This is a genomic window from Amycolatopsis sp. NPDC045836 (assembly GCF_056431745.1).
In genome coordinates this window covers 129495-148674 of the sequence record NZ_JBWKKF010000005.1, presented here as the reverse complement: position 1 = coordinate 148674, position 19180 = coordinate 129495, and the positions used below count along the sequence as shown (strand labels likewise).

18 protein-coding genes are annotated in these 19180 nt (G+C 71.6%); 4 read left to right on the top strand and 14 right to left on the bottom strand.

Features of this window, described 5'->3' with window-relative positions; all coding sequences use genetic code 11:
• Positions 1-2: 2 nt before the first annotated feature.
• The 6 genes from AC07EG_RS10420 to AC07EG_RS10395 all read right to left on the bottom strand — a co-directional run bounded on the left by AC07EG_RS10420 (position 3) and on the right by AC07EG_RS10395 (position 4903).
• Positions 3-386 carry a hypothetical protein gene (locus AC07EG_RS10420; protein WP_478252759.1) on the bottom strand — a complete coding sequence of 128 codons (384 nt, stop codon included), beginning with the start codon at positions 384-386 and terminating at the stop codon, positions 3-5.
• 65 nt (positions 387-451) lie between these two features.
• On the bottom strand, positions 452-1276 hold the full coding sequence (locus AC07EG_RS10415; RefSeq protein ID WP_478252758.1) for a lytic transglycosylase domain-containing protein: 825 nt from the start codon (positions 1274-1276) through the stop codon (positions 452-454).
• Positions 1277-1364: 88 nt separating this feature from the next.
• Positions 1365-1850 carry a helix-turn-helix transcriptional regulator gene (locus tag AC07EG_RS10410; RefSeq protein ID WP_478252757.1) on the bottom strand — a complete coding sequence of 162 codons (486 nt, stop codon included), beginning with the start codon at positions 1848-1850 and terminating at the stop codon, positions 1365-1367.
• 331 nt (positions 1851-2181) lie between these two features.
• Positions 2182-2349: a hypothetical protein gene (locus AC07EG_RS10405; RefSeq protein ID WP_206809537.1), complete on the bottom strand. Its 168-nt coding sequence runs from the start codon at positions 2347-2349 to the stop codon at positions 2182-2184.
• A gap of 258 nt (positions 2350-2607) precedes the next feature.
• On the bottom strand, positions 2608-3753 hold the full coding sequence (locus tag AC07EG_RS10400; protein ID WP_478252756.1) for a CaiB/BaiF CoA transferase family protein: 1146 nt from the start codon (positions 3751-3753) through the stop codon (positions 2608-2610).
• Position 3754: 1 nt separating this feature from the next.
• Positions 3755-4903 carry an acyl-CoA dehydrogenase family protein gene (locus tag AC07EG_RS10395; protein WP_478252755.1) on the bottom strand — a complete coding sequence of 383 codons (1149 nt, stop codon included), beginning with the start codon at positions 4901-4903 and terminating at the stop codon, positions 3755-3757.
• 106 nt (positions 4904-5009) lie between these two features.
• On the opposite strand from AC07EG_RS10395, the gene AC07EG_RS10390 reads away from it, so the two are divergent.
• From AC07EG_RS10390 to AC07EG_RS10380, 3 genes are all read left to right on the top strand, one after another.
• Positions 5010-5612: a TetR/AcrR family transcriptional regulator gene (locus tag AC07EG_RS10390; RefSeq protein ID WP_478252754.1), complete on the top strand. Its 603-nt coding sequence runs from the start codon at positions 5010-5012 to the stop codon at positions 5610-5612.
• Positions 5613-5705: 93 nt separating this feature from the next.
• Positions 5706-6653, top strand: a complete 948-nt coding sequence (locus tag AC07EG_RS10385; RefSeq protein ID WP_478252753.1) for a hypothetical protein — start codon at positions 5706-5708, stop codon at positions 6651-6653.
• A gap of 149 nt (positions 6654-6802) precedes the next feature.
• Positions 6803-8413, top strand: a complete 1611-nt coding sequence (locus AC07EG_RS10380; protein WP_478252752.1) for a succinic semialdehyde dehydrogenase — start codon at positions 6803-6805, stop codon at positions 8411-8413.
• A 40-nt stretch (positions 8414-8453) separates the two neighbouring features.
• On the opposite strand, the gene AC07EG_RS10375 is transcribed toward AC07EG_RS10380, so the two are convergent.
• The 6 genes from AC07EG_RS10375 to pyk form a co-directional block, all read right to left on the bottom strand.
• On the bottom strand, positions 8454-11456 hold the full coding sequence (locus tag AC07EG_RS10375; protein ID WP_478252751.1) for a helix-turn-helix transcriptional regulator: 3003 nt from the start codon (positions 11454-11456) through the stop codon (positions 8454-8456).
• Positions 11457-11526: 70 nt separating this feature from the next.
• Positions 11527-11709, bottom strand: a complete 183-nt coding sequence (locus tag AC07EG_RS10370) for a hypothetical protein (protein ID WP_478252750.1) — start codon at positions 11707-11709, stop codon at positions 11527-11529.
• Between the two features lie 159 nt (positions 11710-11868).
• Positions 11869-12075: a DUF397 domain-containing protein gene (locus AC07EG_RS10365; RefSeq protein ID WP_478252749.1), complete on the bottom strand. Its 207-nt coding sequence runs from the start codon at positions 12073-12075 to the stop codon at positions 11869-11871.
• 12 nt (positions 12076-12087) lie between these two features.
• Positions 12088-12951, bottom strand: coding sequence for a helix-turn-helix domain-containing protein (locus AC07EG_RS10360; RefSeq protein ID WP_478253081.1), 864 nt, complete (start codon positions 12949-12951; stop codon positions 12088-12090).
• Positions 12952-13551: 600 nt separating this feature from the next.
• Entirely contained in the window at positions 13552-14457 is a 906-nt protein-coding gene (tesB, locus tag AC07EG_RS10355) for an acyl-CoA thioesterase II (protein WP_478252748.1), read from the bottom strand.
• A gap of 42 nt (positions 14458-14499) precedes the next feature.
• Complete coding sequence (gene pyk / locus AC07EG_RS10350; protein ID WP_478252747.1) at positions 14500-15924, bottom strand: pyruvate kinase; 1425 nt, start codon at positions 15922-15924, stop codon at positions 14500-14502.
• A gap of 110 nt (positions 15925-16034) precedes the next feature.
• Between pyk and AC07EG_RS10345 the strand changes: the two genes are divergently transcribed.
• Entirely contained in the window at positions 16035-17111 is a 1077-nt protein-coding gene (locus AC07EG_RS10345) for a hypothetical protein (RefSeq protein WP_478252746.1), read from the top strand.
• Here AC07EG_RS10345 and AC07EG_RS10340 read toward each other — a convergent pair.
• Together AC07EG_RS10340 and AC07EG_RS10335 are read right to left on the bottom strand one after the other, a co-directional pair.
• On the bottom strand, positions 17089-17754 hold the full coding sequence (locus AC07EG_RS10340; RefSeq protein WP_478252745.1) for a DUF2461 domain-containing protein: 666 nt from the start codon (positions 17752-17754) through the stop codon (positions 17089-17091). The two genes, AC07EG_RS10345 and AC07EG_RS10340, sit on opposite strands and share 23 nt — an antisense overlap.
• Before the next feature lie 102 nt (positions 17755-17856).
• Positions 17857-19113: a glycoside hydrolase family 18 protein gene (locus AC07EG_RS10335; protein WP_478252744.1), complete on the bottom strand. Its 1257-nt coding sequence runs from the start codon at positions 19111-19113 to the stop codon at positions 17857-17859.
• Positions 19114-19180: the final 67 nt, after the last annotated feature.

The following is a 19180-nucleotide window of genomic DNA, read 5'->3' as shown; positions in this document are numbered from 1 at the left end:
TGCTACTTCCTGCTTTCTTCGTCACGTGCCGCGAGTTCGGCGAGGTACGCGTTGTACGCCGCCAGCTCGGCGTCCTCGGGTTCGACCGGCACTTCCCTCGACACCCTCGGCGCGGGGAGCCGGAGCGGTTCCGGGACCGGCTCCCCGGCGGGTGCGGTTTCCGCCTGTGCCTCGGCGTTGAGCCGCAGGCGGCGGATGCGCCAGAACATGAAGGCCGGGAACAGGCCGAACAGCGGCCACTGCAGCACGTAACCGAGGTTCTGGAAGGTGCCGTTCGCCGAGGAGAACTTCTCCCACTGCCACCAGGCCAGGCCGCAGCAGAGCAGCAGGCTCAGCAAGCACACCCCGGCGATCGCCAGGCGCCGGACGACGGGGGACGTGGCCATGCCCCCGACGCTAGCACCCCCGCCCGGGTGATCCGTCTCCCACCCGAAATGCCCGGTTCCCCGGGTCAGCTGTCGCTCATCGTCCTGGCGGCCTTGGCGTAGCCGTCGGCCAGGCCGAAGACCTTCTGCGCGTACTCGATCGAGTTGTTGTACGACATGATCCCGGCCCACCACCCCTGCGCGGCGGCCATGTCCCGCGAACCGGCGCACAGGTAGCGGCCGGCGGCCAGTGCGGCGTCGTCGATCTGCTGGGGGTCGCCGATGCCGTCACCGTTGCCGTCGGAGTTGTACCTCGCCCAGGTGCCCGGGATGAACTGCATCGGGCCGACGGCGCGGTCGTGCGTGGAATCGCCGTCGAACCGGCCGCCGTCGGTGTCGCCGATGGCCTTCACCCCGGGTGAACCGTCCAGCGGCACCCCGATGATCGGCTTGGACGGCAGGCCGTCGGCACCCAGCGCCGCCCCGCCGTACCGGCCGTGGTTGGACTCGATCCGCCCGATTCCCGCCAGCGTCGCCCACGAGAGCTTGCAGCCGGGGATCTCCGCCCGCACCGCCAGTTCGGCGTGCCCGTACGCCTGCAGCGCCCGTGCCGGCACACCGACCACCGGCTCGGCCCGCTGCGCCCAGCCCGCCAGCAACTCCCGGGTGGACCGCTGCTGCTGCGGCTGGCCCTGCTGCTGCGCCCCGCCGACCGAGGCGCCCACCGGCGCCTGCGTGCCCGGCTCCACCGCCGCCGCCTGGATCTGCAACGCGGGGACTTCGGTGGTGATCGGACCGGCCTCGGGCACGCTGGCCGTGGCGACCACCCACACCCCCGCACCGGCCACCGCGAGCACCGCGGTCACGATTCCGGCTCGCCCGGCGACACCCGCGGCTCGGCCCTTGGTCAACTCGCGCACCCTCTCACCCGCACCGACTCCGTCAGGCTAACGACCCGGCGCGGGCCAGCGTTACGCGTCCCGGTTGGCGGAAGGGCGGTCAGCCCGCGTCGCGGCGCTGGCGGGCGAGCCGGGCCACGCACCACGCGGGCGCGCTGCCGCGGCGCAGGTGCTGCAGCACGGTCATCGGGCCGAGCCGCTTGCCGAGGTCGGCCGGGGTGAGCCCGGCCGCGCGGTAGTCGAGGGCGCGCTGGTCGAGCGGGCTGAGCCCGGCGTCCCACCACTTCTCCGCCTCGGCCACCGGGCCGATCATCTGCCACCAGCCGGCGGCCGCGCTGAGCAGGTCCACCGGCACGTCCGGCAGGCGGTCGCGCATGGCCTCCACGTAACCGGGGTCGGCCGCCTCCAGCGGCGCCCAGCCGGTCGAGCCGGTCCGCGCCCGCTGCCCGGGAATCCCCGGCGGGGCCTGTGGCATGTCGGCGAGCCACGCGGACGCGATCCGGTCCGCTTCGCGCTCCTCGGCGCTCTGCTCGCGCTCGGCCGCCCACTGCTGGATCAACGCGTCCACTCGGGGATCCCCGGTCATCCCTGCCTCCTTACCCATGCGCCGCGTTGGGTTCAGCCCGAGTCGAACAGCGAGGGGCTTTGTTCGAAACGAGGAACCGGACGCGGGTCCATGAGAACCAGACGATCACGCAATGTGAGCACCGTAGGGGGCCCGGGCCCGCTTACGCCAGTGTTTGCCGCGGATGAATCCGTCTACCAGTGCATTGAACGTCGATATCCACCCGGATGGTCGAGCGCCCCGCCCGGAATTTGGGAAAGGTGACTATGCGTGATTCGCCCGAATTCGGACACGCTCGCGGCCGGCCCCACCGGCACGGGCCGGGGCCGGCCGAAGTGGACGGTGCCGCCGATCAGGCGAACAGGCTCTTCACGAAGGTGACCAGGGCTTCCGCGCCGTCGCGGAGCCAGCCGAGGGCGGTCTGCACCGCCTCCGCGGACTGCGTTGGCTGGGTGATCAGCAGGAACAACACGAGCGCGACGACGCCGACGAGCAGAATCTTCTTGATTTGCGGCGACATGGCTCCATCCTGAAGTGCCCGGCGGCCACGCGCGGGGCGTCGCCGTAGTCGAAATCCAGCCTCGACCGTCATCCTGCACCCGCCCACCCGTTTCGAACAGGCTTTCACGCCAATGCGCGTAGCCGTGCACACCGAGTAGGTGACGATCTCCTACGCAGTGTAGAAGTCGGGGGCTCGATTACCCGGTCGGACACGCCCGGCACTCGATGGTGAACCGAGCTGACCGAGCGTGTTCCGAGCACGGAGGGTTACCGTACGTTAACTAATGGCTCCAGCGCTCCGAAGCCGGTCGACTTCCGCGCCGGCCAAGCCGAACTCGGCCAGCACCTCGTTCGTGTCCGCCCCTTTCTCGTGCGGCGGCTCCGGGGTGCCCGGCGGCGTCCGGTCGAACCGGGGGGCCGGCGCGGGCTGCACCACCCCGCCGATCTCGACGAAGGTGCCGCGGGCCCGGTTGTGCGGGTGCTCGGCCGCCTCCCACGGCGAAAGCACCGGGGTCAGGCAGGCGTCGGTGCCCTCGGCCATGGCCACCAGCTCGTCCCTGGTGTGCTTGCCGATGGCCTCGGTGAGGATCTCGCGCAGCCGCGGCCATTCGTTCTTGTCCAGGTGCACCGGCAGCTCCGCCGGGTCGAGGCCGAGCACCCGGACCAGATCCGCCCAGAAGCGCATCTCGATCGCGCCGACCGCGACGTACTTGCCGTCGGCGGTCTCGTAGGTGTCGTAGAACGGCGCGCCGCCGTCGAGCAGGTTCTCACCGCGTGCACCCGGCCACACCCCCGCCGCCCGCAGGCCGTGCAGGTGCGTGGTGAGCAGGGCCGCGCCGTCCACCATCGAGGCGTCGACCACCTGACCGCGCCCCGAGGACGTCCGCTCGTGCAACGCGGCCAGCACGCCCATCGCCAGCAGCAGGCCACCGCCGCCGAAGTCGCCGACCAGGTTCAGCGGCGGCACCGGCCGCTCACCGGCCCGGCCGATCGGCTCCAGCGCCCCGGCCAGGCCGACGTAGTTGATGTCGTGCCCGGCCGCCGGGGCCAGCGGGCCGTCCTGGCCCCAGCCGGTCATCCGGCCGTAGACCAGGCGCGCGTTGCGGGCGTGCACCCGCTCCGGGCCGAGACCCATGCGCTCGGCCACGCCCGGCCGGAAGCCCTCGATCAGCACGTCGGCGCGTTCGGCCAGCTTGAGCACCAGTTCCACGCCTTCGGGCGTTTTGGTGTTCACGCCGATCGAGCGCCTGCCGCGCATCAGCGGGTCGTACGCGAAGCCCAGCACGTCCTCGCCGGGCTTGGCGCGGTCCACCCGGATCACGTCGGCGCCGAGGTCGGCCAGGACCGTGCAGGCGAACGGGGCGGGCGCGAGCCCGGCCAGTTCGATCACCTTGAGCCCGGCGAGCGGGCCGGTTCCAGCCATGTCAGAGCGTCCTCGAGATGATTTCCTTCATGATCTCGCTGGTCCCGCCGAAGATCCGGGAGATCCGGATGTCCGCCCAGGCCCGCGCGATCGGGTACTCGGTCATGTAGCCGTATCCGCCGAAGAGCTGCAGGCAGTCGTCGACCACCCGGTTGATCCGCTCGGTGGTCCACAGCTTCGCCATCGCCGCGCCCTGCACGTCCAGCTCGCCCTTGAGGTGGCGCTCGATGCACTGGTCGAGGAAGGCACGGGCGACCGCGGCCTCGGTGGCCGCCTCGGCCAGCTTGAACTTGGTGTTCTGGAAGCCGAAGATCGGCCTGCCGAAGGCGGTGCGGTCCTTGGTGTAGGCGATGGTCTGGTCGATCGCCGCCTCCATGCCCGCCACCGCGGTCACCGCGATGATCAGCCGCTCCTGCGGCAGCTGCTGCATCAGCTGGATGAAGCCGTGCCCCTCTTCGCCGAGCAGGTTCGCCGCGGGCACGCGCACGTCGTCGAAGAACAGCTCGGCGGTGTCCTGGCCCTTCAGCCCCACCTTGTCCAGCACCCGGCCGCGCCGGAAGCCCGGCGTGCCGGTTTCCACCGCGATCAGCGAGACGCCCTGCGCACCGGCGTCGGGATCGGTCTTGCAGGCGACCACCACCAGGTCGGCGTGGTAGCCGTTGGTGATGAAGGTCTTGGCGCCGTTGAGCACGTACTCGTCGCCGTCGCGCACCGCGCGGGTCTTGATGTTCTGCAGGTCGGAGCCGGTGCCCGGCTCGGTCATCGCGACCGCGCCGACGAACTCGCCGGAGGCGAACTTCGGCAGCCACTCCCGCTTGCGCTCCTCGGTGGCGTAGTGGAGCAGGTAGTGCGCGACGATGCCGTTGTGCACCGTCACCCCCCAGGCGCCGTCCCCGCAGCGGGCCTGCTCCTCGTAGAGCACGGCCTCGTGGGCGAAGGTGCCGCCACCACCGCCGTACTCCTCCGGGATCGACAGCGCGAGCAGGCCGACCTCACCGGCCTTGGTCCACAGCTCGCGGTCGACCTTCTTCTCCGCCATCCAGCGTTCCTGGTTGGGCACCAGCTCCTTCTGGCAGAAGGTGCGGGCGAGGTCGCGGAAGTCCTCGAGATCGGGGTTGCTCCATGAGCTCTTCTGGATTTGCAGTGGCACGGCGGACCCTCCGGACTGGAAAACATGCCAATCGGAATGTAAGTTCTGCTCGGAATGTACATCTGGGGCCCAGGTCGGGTAAAGCCCACCGGAACGGGGTTTCGCTGTGACCGGCACAACACACCGCACCCAGGCGGAGCGGCGGGCGCACACGCGGGCCGCGCTGCTCGACGCGACCATCGACTGCCTGGTCGACCTCGGTTACGCCCGCACCTCGGTGCAGGAGATCTGCGCCCGCGCGGGGGTGTCGAAGGGCGCCGTGCAACACCACTTCTCGGCGAAGGCGGAGCTGATGGCCGCCGCCGTCGAGCACCTGACGAACCGGCTCAAGTCGGAACTGGCCGCCTCGCTGGAACGGCTGCCCTCCGGCGCGGACGGCATCCCCGCCGCGATCGACCTGCTCTGGGAGGGCTACTCCGGCACGCTGGCCACGGCCGTCACCGAGCTGTGGGTGGCCGCCCGCACCGACGACGAGCTGCGGGCGGCGATCCGGCCGGTCGACCGGGCGCTGGGCCGCTCCACCCTGGAGCAGATCTCGGTGGTGGCCGGTGAACTGCCGCGCGACCGCGCCGAAGTGCTGTTCTGGCTGACCGTCAACCTCACCCGCGGGCTGGCACTGGACGCCGAACTGGGCGGGGATCCCAAGCGGCGCAAGCAGTTGCTCGACGAGTGGAAGCGGATCGCGGTACTGCTCTACGGGCACGGTTAGGTCTCGAAGGTTGCGGTCCGGCTACGAACCGGGCCGGTTCCCGCGATGGTCAGGGCGTCCCCTTCCGGGCTGTGCACCGACAGGAGTCCTCCGATGACCGCAGGCGCGATGCCGCCGCCGCAGTTCCAGCCGTACCCGCAGCCCCTGCCCCCGCCGCCGCGGCGCGCCGGCGTGCACGGGTTCGCGGTGGCGGCCGCCGTGCTCGCCCTGGTGGCGGCCGGGCTGCTCATCTTCGGCAGTTTCCTGCCCTACACCGAGTACCTGGTGGTCTCCGACGGTGAGCAGAACTTCTCCCAGCAGACCACCGGCTGGGAATGGCTCGTCGAGGAGCAGGACGGCGACGGCCCGGCGTTCTTCGAGAACGAGGGCGCGCACCCGCCGCGGTACGGCATCGTGCTCACCGTCGCCGCGGCCGCGCTGCTGATCGGCGCGTTCGTCACCGCGGCGTCGGCCGGCAGGCAGACCGGCGCGGGCGTGCGCTCGACCTCGCGGCTGCTGCTGAGCACGGCCACCGCGGCCGCCGTGATCGCGGTGTGGATGGTGGTGCTCAACGCGTCGAGCGCGCAGAGCCTGGCCACGCCGGAGGATGCCGACGGGTACTCGTTCCGCACCGTGTACCACCTCGGCACCGGGTTGTGGGTGCTGGTCTGCGGTGGCGGGGTGGCGCTGCTCGGGTTGCTGGTCGCCTGGCTGCCCACGCCGCGGGCCACGGCGGTGCCGGGGCCGGGCGTGCAGGTGTACCTGGATCCGCGCACACCGGTACACGGGTTCCCGGTCCAGCACCAGCCGGTTCCGCCGCCCGCTCCCCCGGCGCCCGAGCCGTACATCTCGCCGTTCACCCAGGTCGCCACGACGGACTCGCTCACGGCGCGGCCCGAGGCGGAACCAGCGAAGACCGAGCCGGAACCAGAAGCGGAAACCGAGCAGAAGGCCGGACAGGAACCCGAGGCGAAGGCCGAGGGGAAGACCGAGCAGGAAGCCGGCGCGAAGGCCGAAGAGTCCGCCGAGCAGCTCGCGAAGAAGGAAGAACCACCGAAGTGACCCTCGCTGCCATGAACGGTCCCGGGGCGGACCGTTCATGGCACCCGCCGTTCAGGGTAACGTGAGCGGCTTTCGCATTGTATCCGCTGTTCGCGTACCGCCGGTATGCTGTACTGGCCGGTAACCTCGCGTTCAGAACGGAGCCGCTCATGACCAGCACCACCCCCGCGCAAACAGGCCAGCAGTTCTCCCGGCCGAGCACGGTGGGCGGGGTGGTCGGCGCACCGTCGGCCGCGCGGGCCGCCCAGCTGGTCCGCCGGGCCACCGGCGGGGCCGACCGCGCACCCGCCGAGATCACCTCGCCGTTCACCGGCCTGCCCACCGCCCACCTCCCCCAGGCAGGCGACGCCGAGGCCAGGGCCGCGTTCGCCGCGGCGCGGGAAGCACAGCGGGCGTGGGCGGCGGTGCCGGTGACCGAACGGCAGCGGATCCTGATCCGCCTGCACGACCTGCTGCTCGACCGCCAGGACGAGGTGCTCGACCTGGTCCAGGTCGAAGCGGGCAAGGCGAGGCTGGACGCCTTCGACGAGGTCAGCGGGTCCGCGCTGGTCGCCGCCTACTACGGCAGGCACAGCGCCCGCATCCTCGCGCCGCGCCGGGCCGCCGGGGTGATCCCGGTGCTGACCAGGGCCGGGGAGATCCGCCACCCGAAGGGCGTGATCGGCGTGATCACCCCGTGGAACTACCCGCTGGCGCTGACCGCGATGGACGTGCTGCCCGCGCTGGCGGCGGGCAACGCGGTGGTGCAGAAGCCGGACAACCAGACCGCGCTGTCCGCGCTGTGGCTGCACGAACTGGCCGAGGAAGCCGGGCTGCCCGCCGGGGTGTGGCAGGTGGTGCTCGGCCGCGGCTCGGCGATCGGGAACGCGCTGGCCGAGGAATCGGACTACCTCTGCTTCACCGGGTCCACGCCGACCGGCAAGCGGCTCGCCGAGCAGGTGGCAGGCCGGCTCACCGGGTACTCGCTCGAACTCGGCGGCAAGAACCCGATGATCGTGCTGCCGGACGCGAACCCGGCCAAGGCCGCCGCCGGTGCGGTCACCGCCTGCTTCTCCTCGGCGGGCCAGCTGTGCGTTTCGGTGGAGCGGATCTACGTCCACGAAAGCATTCGCGAGGAGTTCACCAGGGCCTTCGTGGCGAAGACGGAGGCGCTGCGGCTGGGCGCCAAGCTCGACCACTCCGCCGACATGGGCTCGCTGACCTCGGAGAGCCAGCTGGCGAACGTGTCGGCCCACGTCGACGACGCCCGGGAACACGGCGCGACCGTGCTCACCGGCGGGCACCCGCGACCCGACCTCGGGCCGCTGTTCTACGCCCCGACCGTGCTCACCGATGTTCCCCCGGCCGCGAAGGTGTTCGCCGAGGAGACCTTCGGCCCGGTGGTGTCGATCTACGGTTACACCGAGATCGACGACGCGGTGGCACGGGCGAACGACACCGAATACGGCCTCAACGCCAGCGTCTGGTGCCGCGACACCCGAGCCGGGGCCGCGGTCGCCGCGCGGCTGAAAGCGGGCACGGTCAACGTGAACGAGGGATACGCGGCCACGTTCGGCAGCGTCGGCGTGCCGATGGGTGGTATGAAGGAATCCGGCGTCGGCCGCCGCAACGGCGCCGAGGGCCTGCTGAAGTACACCGAAGCACAGGCGATCGCGGTGCAGCGCGGATTGAAGCTGCGCCCCTTCCGCGGCCTGCCGCCACGGCTCTGGGTGAAGGGCATGACCTCCAGCATGAAGGCCCTACGCCGCCTGCCGAGGTGATCCCCGGAGGAAACCCCGCCCCGACGCGGGGTTTCCTCCACTAGGCGGTCAGCAGACCGCGGTCCTTGGCGATCGCCACGGCTTCGGCGCGGCGGCTGGCGCCGAGCTTCGCCATCACCCGGGACAGGTGCACGCTCACCGTCTTCTCGCTGATGTACAGCTCTTCGCCGACCTGCCGGTTCGTCCGGCCCAGCGCCACCCGTTCCAGCACCGCGCGTTCGCGCTCGGTCAGCGGGTCCACCACGTCGCGCCGCGGCTGCTGGCCGGGCAGGTCGATGCGCGCGCGGTGCGCCAGGTCGCGAACGGCGTCGCCGAGCGGTTTCGCGCCGAGCCGCTCGGCCACCTCGTGCGCCCGCCGCAGTTCCGCCGCGGCGAGTTCGGCGTCGGCGGGCTCACCGGTGCCGAGCAACGCGGCTGCGTGCCGCTGGCGCGCGACGGCTTGCTCGTAAACCGCGCCATAACCGAACGCGTCCACGGTTTCCGCCCAGGTGGCCGGGTCGAACCCGCCGTGCAGCTCGGTGGCTTCGGCCGCCAGCCGCGCCTGCCACGCCCGGCCCTCCGGCCCCAGCGTGCCCGAACGCGGTTTCCCGTGTTCCAGGCAGGCCCGGCCGTGTGCCAGCAGCTCCTCGCCCTTGGCCACCGCCTCGGCCTCGGCTGCGGCGTCCCCGCGCACCCTGGCCGCCCTCGCCATCGCCGTGCACGAACGCAGGCCGAGCGCGACCATCCGGACCCCGCCGAGCAACCACCGCTCGAACTTCTCCAGCCGCTGGATCACCTCGTCGGTCCGGCGCACCGCTTCGGCGTGGTCCCCGCCCCAGTACGCCACCTCGATGCCGACCGCACCGGCGGCGATCGCGATCAGGATGTCCGCGCCCCATTCCGACCGCAGGCTCGCGACCATCTTCTCGGCCTCGGCGAGCCGCCCCCTGGCCGCCACGATGTACACCCACGACGCGGTCATCCTCGCCGCCACCGCACTGGACACCCCGCGCTGCGGGCGCCCGTCCTCGGTCGGCCAGTCCCCGCTGACGTAACGCAGGTACAGGTGCCGCGCCCGGGCTTCCAGCCCGAACGCGCTCCAGGTGAGCCCGTTCTCCTTGGCGTAGTGGGTGCTGTCCCGGTAGGCGGCGAGCGCGGAGTCCAGTTCGGACAGTTCCTCGTAACTGGAGGCGAGGAAGTACCTGGCCCGCAGCCCGACGTTCAGCGCACCCGCCTGCTCCGCCTTGAGCTGGGCCTGGCGCAGCAGGTCGTGGGACTCCTCGATGTTCCCGCCGGTCTCGGCGAGGACCGCCAGCGTGACCAGCGCGTCGGCCTCGGCCCCGTCGGCCCCCACCGCGCGGGCGTCGGCCACCGCGCTCCGCGCGCTCCACAGCGCTTCCTCGAGCTTGTCGTCACCGCGCTGGATGATCGCCCTGGTGGACAGCACCCAGGCCCGGGTGCGGGAGGCTTCGGCGTGCTCGACCAGTTCCCACGCCTTGGCGATCGCCCCCGCCGACTCGTCCCACGTGTCGTCCATCGCCCCGAGCGCCTGCGCCAGCCGCCGCCACAACGTCGCCGCGCGCTCGGCCGAGACGCCGTCGTGGATGGCCTTGACCGCACTGCGTGCGTAGGCGATCGCGCGTTCCGGCTCACCCGAGGTCCCGGCGAAGTAGGACGCCTCGCTGAGCAGCTTGATCTCGTCGACCCCTTCGGGCCGCTCGTTCTCCGGTACCGCGTCCCAGATCGCCAGCGCCTGCTCGATGTGCTTGAGCGCGGACGCCGGGGCGCCGATGCGCTCGGCCTCGGCCGCCGCGCGCTTGGACGCCGCCAGCGCGGTGGGCAGGTCGTTGCTCTCCAGGCTGTGGTAGGCCAGCAGCGCGTGCCCGCCGCGGGTTTCCGGGTTGTGCCGCAACCGGTCCGCGTACTTGGCGTGGGTCCTGGTGCGCTCGCCCGGCAGCAGGTCGCCGTAGACCGCCTCACGCAGCAGCGCGTGCCGGAACAGGTGGAAACCGTTGTCCACCACCAGGACGTGGTGCTGCACGGCTTCGCGCAACGCCTCGTCGAGCGCGAGTTCGTCCAATCCGGACAGGTCGTTCAGCACGGCGTGCGAGACACCGCCGTTGGCCACCGAGATCAGCCGCAGCACCCGCTGCGCGTCGGCGGAGAGCCGCTCCACCCTGGACAGCAGCACCTCGGCCAGCCCGGTCGGCAGGTCCGAGCCGTCGGTGCAGGAGGCGAGCAGCTCCTCCAGGAAGAACGGGTTGCCCTGCGACCGCTCGATCAGCCCGGTCAGCACCTCGGGGGCGAGCGCGGCGTCGGACAGCGCGGCGACGAACTGGCGGGCGTCGGCCTCGCCGAACGGCGGCAGGTCGATCCGCTCCACGCTGGCCAGCCGCACCAGCTCGGACAGCAGCGGCCGCAGCGGGTGCCGCCGGTGCACGTCCTCCTCGCGGTAGGTGGCCACCACCAGCAGGCGCTGGGCCCGCAGCCGGGACAGCAGGAAGGAGAACAGGTTCCTGGTGGAGCCGTCGGCCCAGTGCAGGTCCTCCAGCAGCAGCACCACCGGCGTGCGCTCGGACAGCTCGGTGAGCAGGCCGAGCACCGCGTCGAACAGCTGCAGCTGCCCCAGGTCCCGCTCGGCGCGCACCGGGCCCATCGCTTCGTGGTCGCTGGCGGTCACCGGGGTGTACTCCACGCTCGGCGGCACCACCGTGCCCAGCTGCGGCAGCAGCCGTCCGAGCGCGTGGCGCACCCGGACCGCGTCGGCCACCGCGCTGTCCCCGGAGCTGGCCAGCGGGGTCAGCGCCTCGGCGAACGGCAGGTACGGCAAACCGCCCTCCCGCACGTCGAGGCAGCGGCCGGTGAGCACCAGCGCACCGCGGCCCGCGGCGTGCTCGGCCAGCTCGGTCAGCACGCGGGTCTTGCCGACGCCGGCGTCCCCCGACAGCAGCACGGCGCCGGCTTCGCTGCGCTCGGCACGGGCGAGCGCGGCGCGAAGCCGGCGCATTTCACTGGTCCGCGCGACGAGCGGGATTCCGGATCCGAGACGGGGCACGGTTGGCATTGTGTCCTACCGGTGGCCTCGGAGCGGGGTGGTTTTCGCCCGTGGCGTGACGCCTGTGGTGCGGCCCACCTCAGGCGGCCGCGTCGTGCGACCCCCGGCGTTGCTCGGGTATGTGCACCTGCGGCTTGGTGCGCATCCAGCGGAACGGCCTGCTGCTGCGCACCACCCTGGTCAGCCTGCCCGCCCGCCGCAGTTCCTCGTTGCGGTAGGCGACCTCGGCCTGCACGGCGTCCCACATCCAGTCGGTCCTCATGGTCTGCTCCTGATCGTCTCGGTCCGTCGTTGCCGAGTCTCAGATTCGTCCTGAGGGGTGGGCCGGGACATCGGGCGATCACGCAGTCCGGGCGTGCGAAGGCCCCTTACCCCCGCCTTGCCCCTGCGCGGCGGGTGTAAGGGGCCCGGTTCGGCGTGCTCAGCTGGGGTCGAGGCGGCCGGCGCGCGTGGCGTCGAGCAGCCCCTGCCATCCCCGGGAAGTGAAGGAGAGCAGACCGCCCTCGACGTCCTTCGAGTCGCGGACGGCCGCGCCGTCACGGGTGAATGCGATTTCGACGCAGTCATTGCCGCCACCACTGTGGCTGCTCTTGCGCCAACCGGTCAGGAAAACGAGGTTCGCGGACATGGTCCCCACTCCTTACTTTGCGTGCTCCGCACCCAGCCGCGCGGCCGACTCGGCGATGAGTTCGACCGAGTCATCCGGTTTCAAGGCAGTGGCGCGCAGGTGATCGAACATGAGCGTATAGCGGCGCACATCATCCGGCATCTCCAGGTAAAGGCCGCTGGAAGTGCTGTCTACGTAAACCACGTCCGGATCTGCCTGCTCCGGAAAACCGAGGATCAGAAACGGTCCTTCCATTCCCGGATGAGCACCCGCGCCGAACGGCACGACCTGGAGCGTCACGTGCGGCATCGCCGCGACCTCGATCAGCCGGGAAACCTGTTCCACCATCACCTCGTGCCCGCCGACCCGCCGGTGCAGCACGGCTTCGTCGATCACCGCCCAGTACTCGGGCGGCGCGGGGTCGGTGAGCAGTTCCTGACGGGCCATCCGCGCCGCGACGCGCCGCTGCAGCTCGCTCTCGTCGGCGTCCGGGCGCAGCGCGCGGATCACCGTGCGCGCGTAGCGCTCGGTCTGCAGCAGGCCGGGGACCAGCAGGGCCTGGTAGGCGCGCAGCGAACTGGCATCGGCTTCCAGGCCGACGAAGGTGCCGGTGAACACCTCGTTGTAGGCGTGCCACCAGCCGCGCTTGCGGGCCTCCCTGGCCAGCTGGACCAGCGCCTCGCGCTCGTCGCCGACCAGGCCGTAGAGCTCGAGCATGTCCCGGACGTCACGCGGGGTGACCCCGACGTGCCCGGTTTCGATCCGGCTGATCTTCGACGCGGAGCACTCGAGCTTCTCGCCCACCTCGTCGATGGTCAGCTCGGCGGCCTCCCGGAGCCGGCGCAGCTCACCGGCCAGCCGCCGACGGCGCACCGTCGGGCCGTGCCCACGCGCCACCGCGCCACCTCCGCCGCGTTCCTCGCCTGCCGATGTCCCTGCCGTCATATCTAACCAGCCGCCCAGACTCGCCGTGATGAATTGACTACGTCGATTTCGCCCGCGTCCCCAGAAGGTGGACTGCAAATTGCACATCGCCGTTGTACGCTCGCAGTCTGCTCCATTTTCCGGCGCGGAGCCAGTGCATCCGGCGAATTTCGGGGCGACTACTTCGGTGGGGGAGCCCGCTTGTGCACGGGTCACCCTGAGCTGAACCCAATAGCCGCCATTGTGGAGTGGCGCCCGGCCCGGCTCACCCGTTCGGCGGGCACGGCGAACGCCGACTCGCCGCGTCGGTAGCACGCCGGAGAGCCAGGATCCGGCCCCGCCACGGCGTACCGCGTGCACGGCGGTCCGTGGCGGGCCCGCACGCGGGGCCGCCGCTCGGTCGTGCCTTCCACCGAAATCACCCGACCGGTGCAGCGCCGGCCGGGTGGGTAAGGGCTCCCGGACGCGAAACTCGGCCCGCCGGACGCAGAACTCGATCACCTCGACGCGGAACTCCGTCGTCCAGGCGCGAAACCCAGTCCCCTATGGACGCCCCGGGTCCACAGGAGACCGTCACAGGACCCGCAGCAGGCCCTCCTGCACCACGGTGGCGATGAGCGTGCCGTCGGCGGCGAAGAAGCGGCCGGTGGCCAGCGCGCGGGCGTTCGAGGCCGACGGCGACTCGGTGTCGTAGAGGAACCACTCGTCGGCCCGGAACGGCCGGTGGAACCACATCGCGTGGTCGAGGCTGGCGCCGAGCACCTTGTCCAGCTCCCAGTAGGCGCCGTGGCGGGCCAGCGGGGAGTCCAGCAGGGTCATGTCCGACGCGTAGGCCAGCACGCACACGTGCAGCAGCTGGTCGTCGGGCAGCTCGCCGTCCGCGCGCATCCACACCTGGTTGCGGGTGGCCGGGTTGCCGGTGCCGCGGGTCACCCACGGCGGGTCGTTGACGTAGCGGAGGTCGATCGGCCGCGGCCTGCTGTGCAGGCTGGCCAGGTCGGGGTAGCCCTCGATCCGCTCCTGCACCGTCGGCAGCGTCTCCGGCGCGGGCACGTCGGGCATCTCCTCGGCGTGCTCGATGCCCGCCTCCGCCTTCTGGAAGGAGGCGGACAACGCGAAGATGGCCTTGCCGTGCTGCACCGCGACCACCCGGCGGGTGGTGAACGAGCGGCCGTCGCGGATGCGGTCGACCTCGTAGACGATCGGCACCCGCGGGTCGCCGCCGCGGATGAAGTAGGCGTGCAGCGAGTGCACGGTGCGCTCCGGCGGCACCGTGCGCCCGGCGGCGACCAGCGCCTGCCCGGCGACCTGCCCGCCGAACACCCGCACCGGCGAGTGCGGCGGGCTGACGCCGCGGAAGATGTTCTCCTCGATCCGCTCCAGGTCGAGCAGCGCGACCAGGCGATCGAGCACCACCTGCCCGCTGCGGCCCGCGTCCGCGTCCAGTTCGGTGGCGGCGGCTCTGGCGACCTCTGTCATGCCGGAAACCCTATCCCGGCGGAGCGCACGACCGTGCTGTGCTCAGGCGTGATCGTCTTCACCGAGGCGGTGCACGCGGATCAGGTTGGTCGAGCCGACGGTGCCCGGCGGGGAGCCCGCCACGATCACCACCAGGTCGCCCTCCTGGTAGCGGTCCATCTCCACCATGGCGTGGTCGACCTGCTGGATCATCTGGTCGGTGGAGTCCACCTTCGGCACGATCCGGGTGGCGGTGCCCCAGGTCAGCGCGAGCTGGCTGCGCACGCTCTCCTCCGGGGTGAAGGCCAGCAGCGGCAGCCGGGTGTGCAGCCGGGCCAGCCGCCGCACGGTGTCACCGGACTGGGTGAAGGCGACCAGCGCCTTGGCGTTGAGCCGCTCGCCGATGTCGCGGGCGGCGTAGGAGATCACCCCGCGCTTGGTCCGCGGCACGTGGCTCAGCGGCGGGACCTGCGGGGAGTCGGTCTCCACCGCCTGGATGATCTTGGCCATGGTGGCCACCGACTCGACCGGGTAGCGGCCGACGCTGGTCTCCCCGGACAGCATCACCGCGTCGGTGCCGTCGAGCACGGCGTTGGCCACGTCCGAGGCCTCGGCGCGGGTGGGCCGGGAGTTGCTGATCATCGAGTCGAGCATCTGGGTGGCCACGATCACCGGCTTGGCGTTCTCGCGGGCGATCTGGATGGCCCGCTTCTGCACCAGCGGCACCTGCTCCAGCGGCAGCTCCACACCCAGGTCACCGCGGGCGACCATGATGCCGTCGAAGGCCAGCACGATGGCCTCGAGGTTGTAGACCGCCTCCGGCTTCTCCAGCTTGGCGATCACCGGCACCCGGCCCTTGCCGACCCGGTCCATCACCTGGTGCACCAGGTCGATGTCGGCGGGCGAGCGGACGAACGACAGCGCCACGAAGTCCACGCCGAGTTCCATGGCGAACTCGAGGTCCTCGACGTCCTTCTCGGACATGGCGGGCACGGAGACGTCCATGCCGGGCAGCGAGACGCCCTTGTTGTTGCTGACCGGGCCGCCCTCGGTGACCTCGCAGACCACGTCCGGGCCGTCGACCTCCTGCACCACCAGGCCGACCTTGCCGTCGTCGACCAGCAGGCGGTCACCCGGCTTGGCGTCGTTGGCCAGGCCCTTGTAGGTGGTGGAGACGCGTTCGTGGGTGCCGGCCACGTCCTCCACGGTGATGCGCACGATGTCGCCGTTGCGCCACTCGACCGGTCCGTTGGCGAAGGTGCCGAGGCGGATCTTCGGGCCCTGCAGGTCGGCGAGGATGCCGACGGCGCGCCCGGTCTCCGCCGCCGCCGCGCGGACGACGTCGTAGACCTCCTTGTGGTCGCCGTGGCTTCCGTGGCTGAAGTTCATCCTCGCCACGTCCATCCCGGCGTCGACGAGGGCCCGCACCTTCTCCGCGCTGGCGGTGGCGGGGCCAAGGGTACAAACGATCTTCGCGCGTCGGCTCACGTTCAGACAGCGTAGCCCCTCGGGGCGGCTACGTCTTTACCGATCCCGAGACCGATTCGACCTGTTTCTTTCCGTGTTCGCTCCGTAGTAACCGTCGGTATGCTTCCCGGGTGCGCAAGCCGGTGGCCGCCCTGCTGGCCACCGCGCTGGTGGCCTGCACCCCCGCCCCCGGCCCGTGGCTCGAACTGGGTACCCCGGCGCCGGGCGCCCGTCTCCTCGGTTTCGCCCGATCAGGTGAGGAGATCCTGCTCACGGGCTCCGTTCCCGGGCCTGATGGCCGCGCCCCGGCGGCGTGGCTCGGCACCCCGGACACCGGCTGGCGGACCCTGCCGGTGCACACCGGCGGCGGTTACGGCGCCAAGGCCGAGCTGATCGAGCCGTCCGCGGGTGGTGGCAGGCTGCTCGCGCTCGGCCGCGCCTTCGGCGGTGCGCACGGCAACGCCCGGTGGACCCTCTGGTCGGGCGATCCGCTCGGGCTGACCGAGTTCCCCCAGCCGTTCGAACTGCTCGGCGGCCCGCGGGCGATGGGCGTGAACGGCACCGCGACCGGGCCCTCGGGCTCGGTGCTGTCCGGGCAGTGGGAGCACCCCACCGGGGCGGGCGCCGCCCTCTGGACCTCCCCCGACGGCCGGACCTGGTCGCGCCTGGACGGCGAACCGGCGCCGTCCGGCGGGCAGACCCGCGCGCTCGGCGTCGCGGCGAGCGGTACCGGGTTCACCGCCGTCGGCGACGTGCGGGCGGGTCGCCGGTTCGACCCGCTGGTCTGGACCTCGGCGGACGGCCGCGCCTGGCAGCGGGCCGCGCTGCCCCGGCCACCCGGCTCCACGGACGTCACCGCCGACCGGATCGCCTGCTCGGCGACGGCCTGCGCGGTGGCCGGCCTGTCCAGGTCGGACGCCGGACCGCAGCGGCTCGCCTGCTGGCGCTCGGCGCCCGGCGGCTGGGCGCTGACCAGCGGGCCCGACCTCGATCCCGCTCAACTGCCCGCGGTCACCGGGGTGGCCTTCGACGGCAACCGCGTGGTGGTCGCCGGGGAACTGGGTGGCCGCGCCCGGTTGTGGCCGGACTGCGGCACCGAACTGGCGCTGCCGGAGGACAGCGGGCGAGCCACCGCCCTGCTCTGGAACGCCCGCGTCCTGGTGTCCACCGGCGAAAGGCTGTGGCTCAGCGCCGCGGCAGCTGGCTGAGGCCGACGTGGTCGCGGGCCCATTCGTTGAACGCCCGCACCTGCCGCCACGACCGGCGGACCCGGTCGAGGCACCCGCGTTCGTGCAGGGTGTCGTCCGGCTCCCAGAGCTTCACCGCGTACAGCGACTTGTGCCGCAGCAGGTCGATGCGCGGGTGATCGGCGTCATAACCGCGGGGCTTGGTCTTCAGCGCCTCACCCTTGATCTCCCAGCCCTGCTTGCGCAGCTTCGCCAGGATGCGCTCCAGCTCCGGGCCGTGCGGTTCGGTGTCCACCGCGCGCCGGAAGTTCGCCAGCTGGTCGGCGGCCAGGTGGAAGCAGCCGCCGCCGACCCGCAGCCCGGCCGAGCTGACCTCCACGTAGTACGCGCCCCCGCCGCGGCCCTGCTCGATCACCCCGCCGCAGTGCGTCTTGTACGGGCGCTTGTCCTTGGCGAAGCGCACGTCGCGGTGCGGCCGGAACACCTTGCCCTTGCCGAAGCCGTCGGAGAACTCCGCGTCCAGTTCGGTGAGCAGCGCCTCCATCGGCGCGCGCACGTCCTCGCGGTAGGTGCGGAGGTTGTCCTCCCAGTACGGCTTCGAGTTGTCGACCACCAGGCCGTCGTAGAAGTCGATGGCGTATTCGCCGAAGCCCTTGAACGTCACCCGCGCACGATAAACGGTGCCCACGACAGAAAGCGGGCGGGGAACTCGGTTTCCCCGCCCGCTCCTCGGCTACCGCCACTGCTAGCCGTCTGTGGGAGCCGCTCAGCCGCTCTGGATGGCGCTGATCAGCTCGCCGTTGGTGGTGTCACCGGACAGCTCCCAGAAGAAGGTGCCGCCGAGACCCTGCGCCCGGGCGTAGCCGACCTTGCCCTTGATCGTCGCCGGGGTGTCGTAGCTCCACCACTGGTTGCCGCACTTGGCGTAGGCGGTCCCGGCGATGGTGCCGGTGGCCGGGCACTTGCCCTTGAGCACCTTGTAGTCCTCGATGCCCTGCTCGTAGGTGCCGGGCGCGGGTCCGGTGGCCGTGCCACCGGGTGCGTCCTGCGTCACACCGGTCCAGCCGCGGCCGTAGAAACCCAGCCCGAGCAGCAGTTTGCTGGCCGGAACGCCCTTGCCCTTGAGCTTCTGGATGACCGCGTCGGAGGTGAACCCGGCGTTCGGGATGCCGTTGTAGCCGGTCAGCGGCGAGTGCGGCGCCGTCGGCCCCTGCGCGGCCCAGGCCCCGAAGTAGTCGTAGGTCATCACGTTGTACCAGTCGAAGTACTGCGCCGCGCCGCCGTAGTCGGCCGCGTCGACCTTGCCGCCGGCCGAGCCGTCACCGGTGATGGCCGCGGTGACCAGCTTCGAGCCGAACTTGGCGCGCAACGCCGCCGCCAGGTTCTTCAACGCGGCGGGACCGCTGGTGTCGCAGGTCAGGCCGCAGGCGTTGGGGTACTCCCAGTCGATGTCGATGCCGTCGAACACGCCGGCCCAGCGCGGGTCGTTCAGCAGGTTGTAGCAGGAGTTCGCGAACGCCGCCGGGTTCTTCGCGGCCTGGCCGAAGCCACCGGACCAGGTCCAGCCGCCGAAGGAGAACAGCACCTTGATGTTGGGGTACATCTTCTTCAGCCGCTTCAGCTGGCCGAAGTTGCCCCGCAGCGCGCCGTTGTCCCAGGTGTCGGACACCCCGTCGACGCTCTCGCCGGCGCCGTAGAACCGGTCGTAGTCGGCGTAGGTGTCACCCAGCACGCACTGGCCGTTGACCACGTTGCCGAAGGCGTAGTTGATGTGGGTCAGCTTGGCCGCCGACCCCGAGGTGTGGATGTTCTTGACGTGGTAGTTCCGGCCGTAGACGCCCCACTGGGCGAAGTAGCCGAGGGTCTTGCCGTGCGCGGTGACGCCGGCTTCGGCGGCCGGTGCGGCCTGTGCGCTCTCGGCCGGTGCTTTGGCCGAGGCCGGAGCCACGACCGCGACCGCCATCAGCGCGGCGGCCAGCACGCCGCCCGCACCCAGCCATCTCCGTCTGTGTGAAGAGAACATCGGTGTCCTCCGTGAGCCCGGCGGTGCCACGGTGCACCGCTCCGATCCACTCACGCTAAATGGGTCT

What these genes read in the sequence shown, in the direction of transcription:
- AC07EG_RS10365 (WP_478252749.1), bottom strand. Translation starts at nt 12,075, where the DNA reads ATGTCCGCGAACCTCGTTTTCCTGACCGGTTGGCGCAAGAGCAGCCAC.
- AC07EG_RS10375 (WP_478252751.1), bottom strand. Translation starts at nt 11,456, where the DNA reads ATGCCAACCGTGCCCCGTCTCGGATCCGGAATCCCGCTCGTCGCGCGG.
- AC07EG_RS10370 (WP_478252750.1), bottom strand. Translation starts at nt 11,709, where the DNA reads ATGAGGACCGACTGGATGTGGGACGCCGTGCAGGCCGAGGTCGCCTAC.
- AC07EG_RS10380 (WP_478252752.1), top strand. Translation starts at nt 6,803, where the DNA reads ATGACCAGCACCACCCCCGCGCAAACAGGCCAGCAGTTCTCCCGGCCG.
- AC07EG_RS10385 (WP_478252753.1), top strand. Translation starts at nt 5,706, where the DNA reads ATGACCGCAGGCGCGATGCCGCCGCCGCAGTTCCAGCCGTACCCGCAG.
- tesB (WP_478252748.1), bottom strand. Translation starts at nt 14,457, where the DNA reads ATGACAGAGGTCGCCAGAGCCGCCGCCACCGAACTGGACGCGGACGCG.
- AC07EG_RS10335 (WP_478252744.1), bottom strand. Translation starts at nt 19,113, where the DNA reads ATGTTCTCTTCACACAGACGGAGATGGCTGGGTGCGGGCGGCGTGCTG.
- AC07EG_RS10405 (WP_206809537.1), bottom strand. Translation starts at nt 2,349, where the DNA reads ATGTCGCCGCAAATCAAGAAGATTCTGCTCGTCGGCGTCGTCGCGCTC.
- AC07EG_RS10420 (WP_478252759.1), bottom strand. Translation starts at nt 386, where the DNA reads ATGGCCACGTCCCCCGTCGTCCGGCGCCTGGCGATCGCCGGGGTGTGC.
- AC07EG_RS10410 (WP_478252757.1), bottom strand. Translation starts at nt 1,850, where the DNA reads ATGACCGGGGATCCCCGAGTGGACGCGTTGATCCAGCAGTGGGCGGCC.
- AC07EG_RS10400 (WP_478252756.1), bottom strand. Translation starts at nt 3,753, where the DNA reads ATGGCTGGAACCGGCCCGCTCGCCGGGCTCAAGGTGATCGAACTGGCC.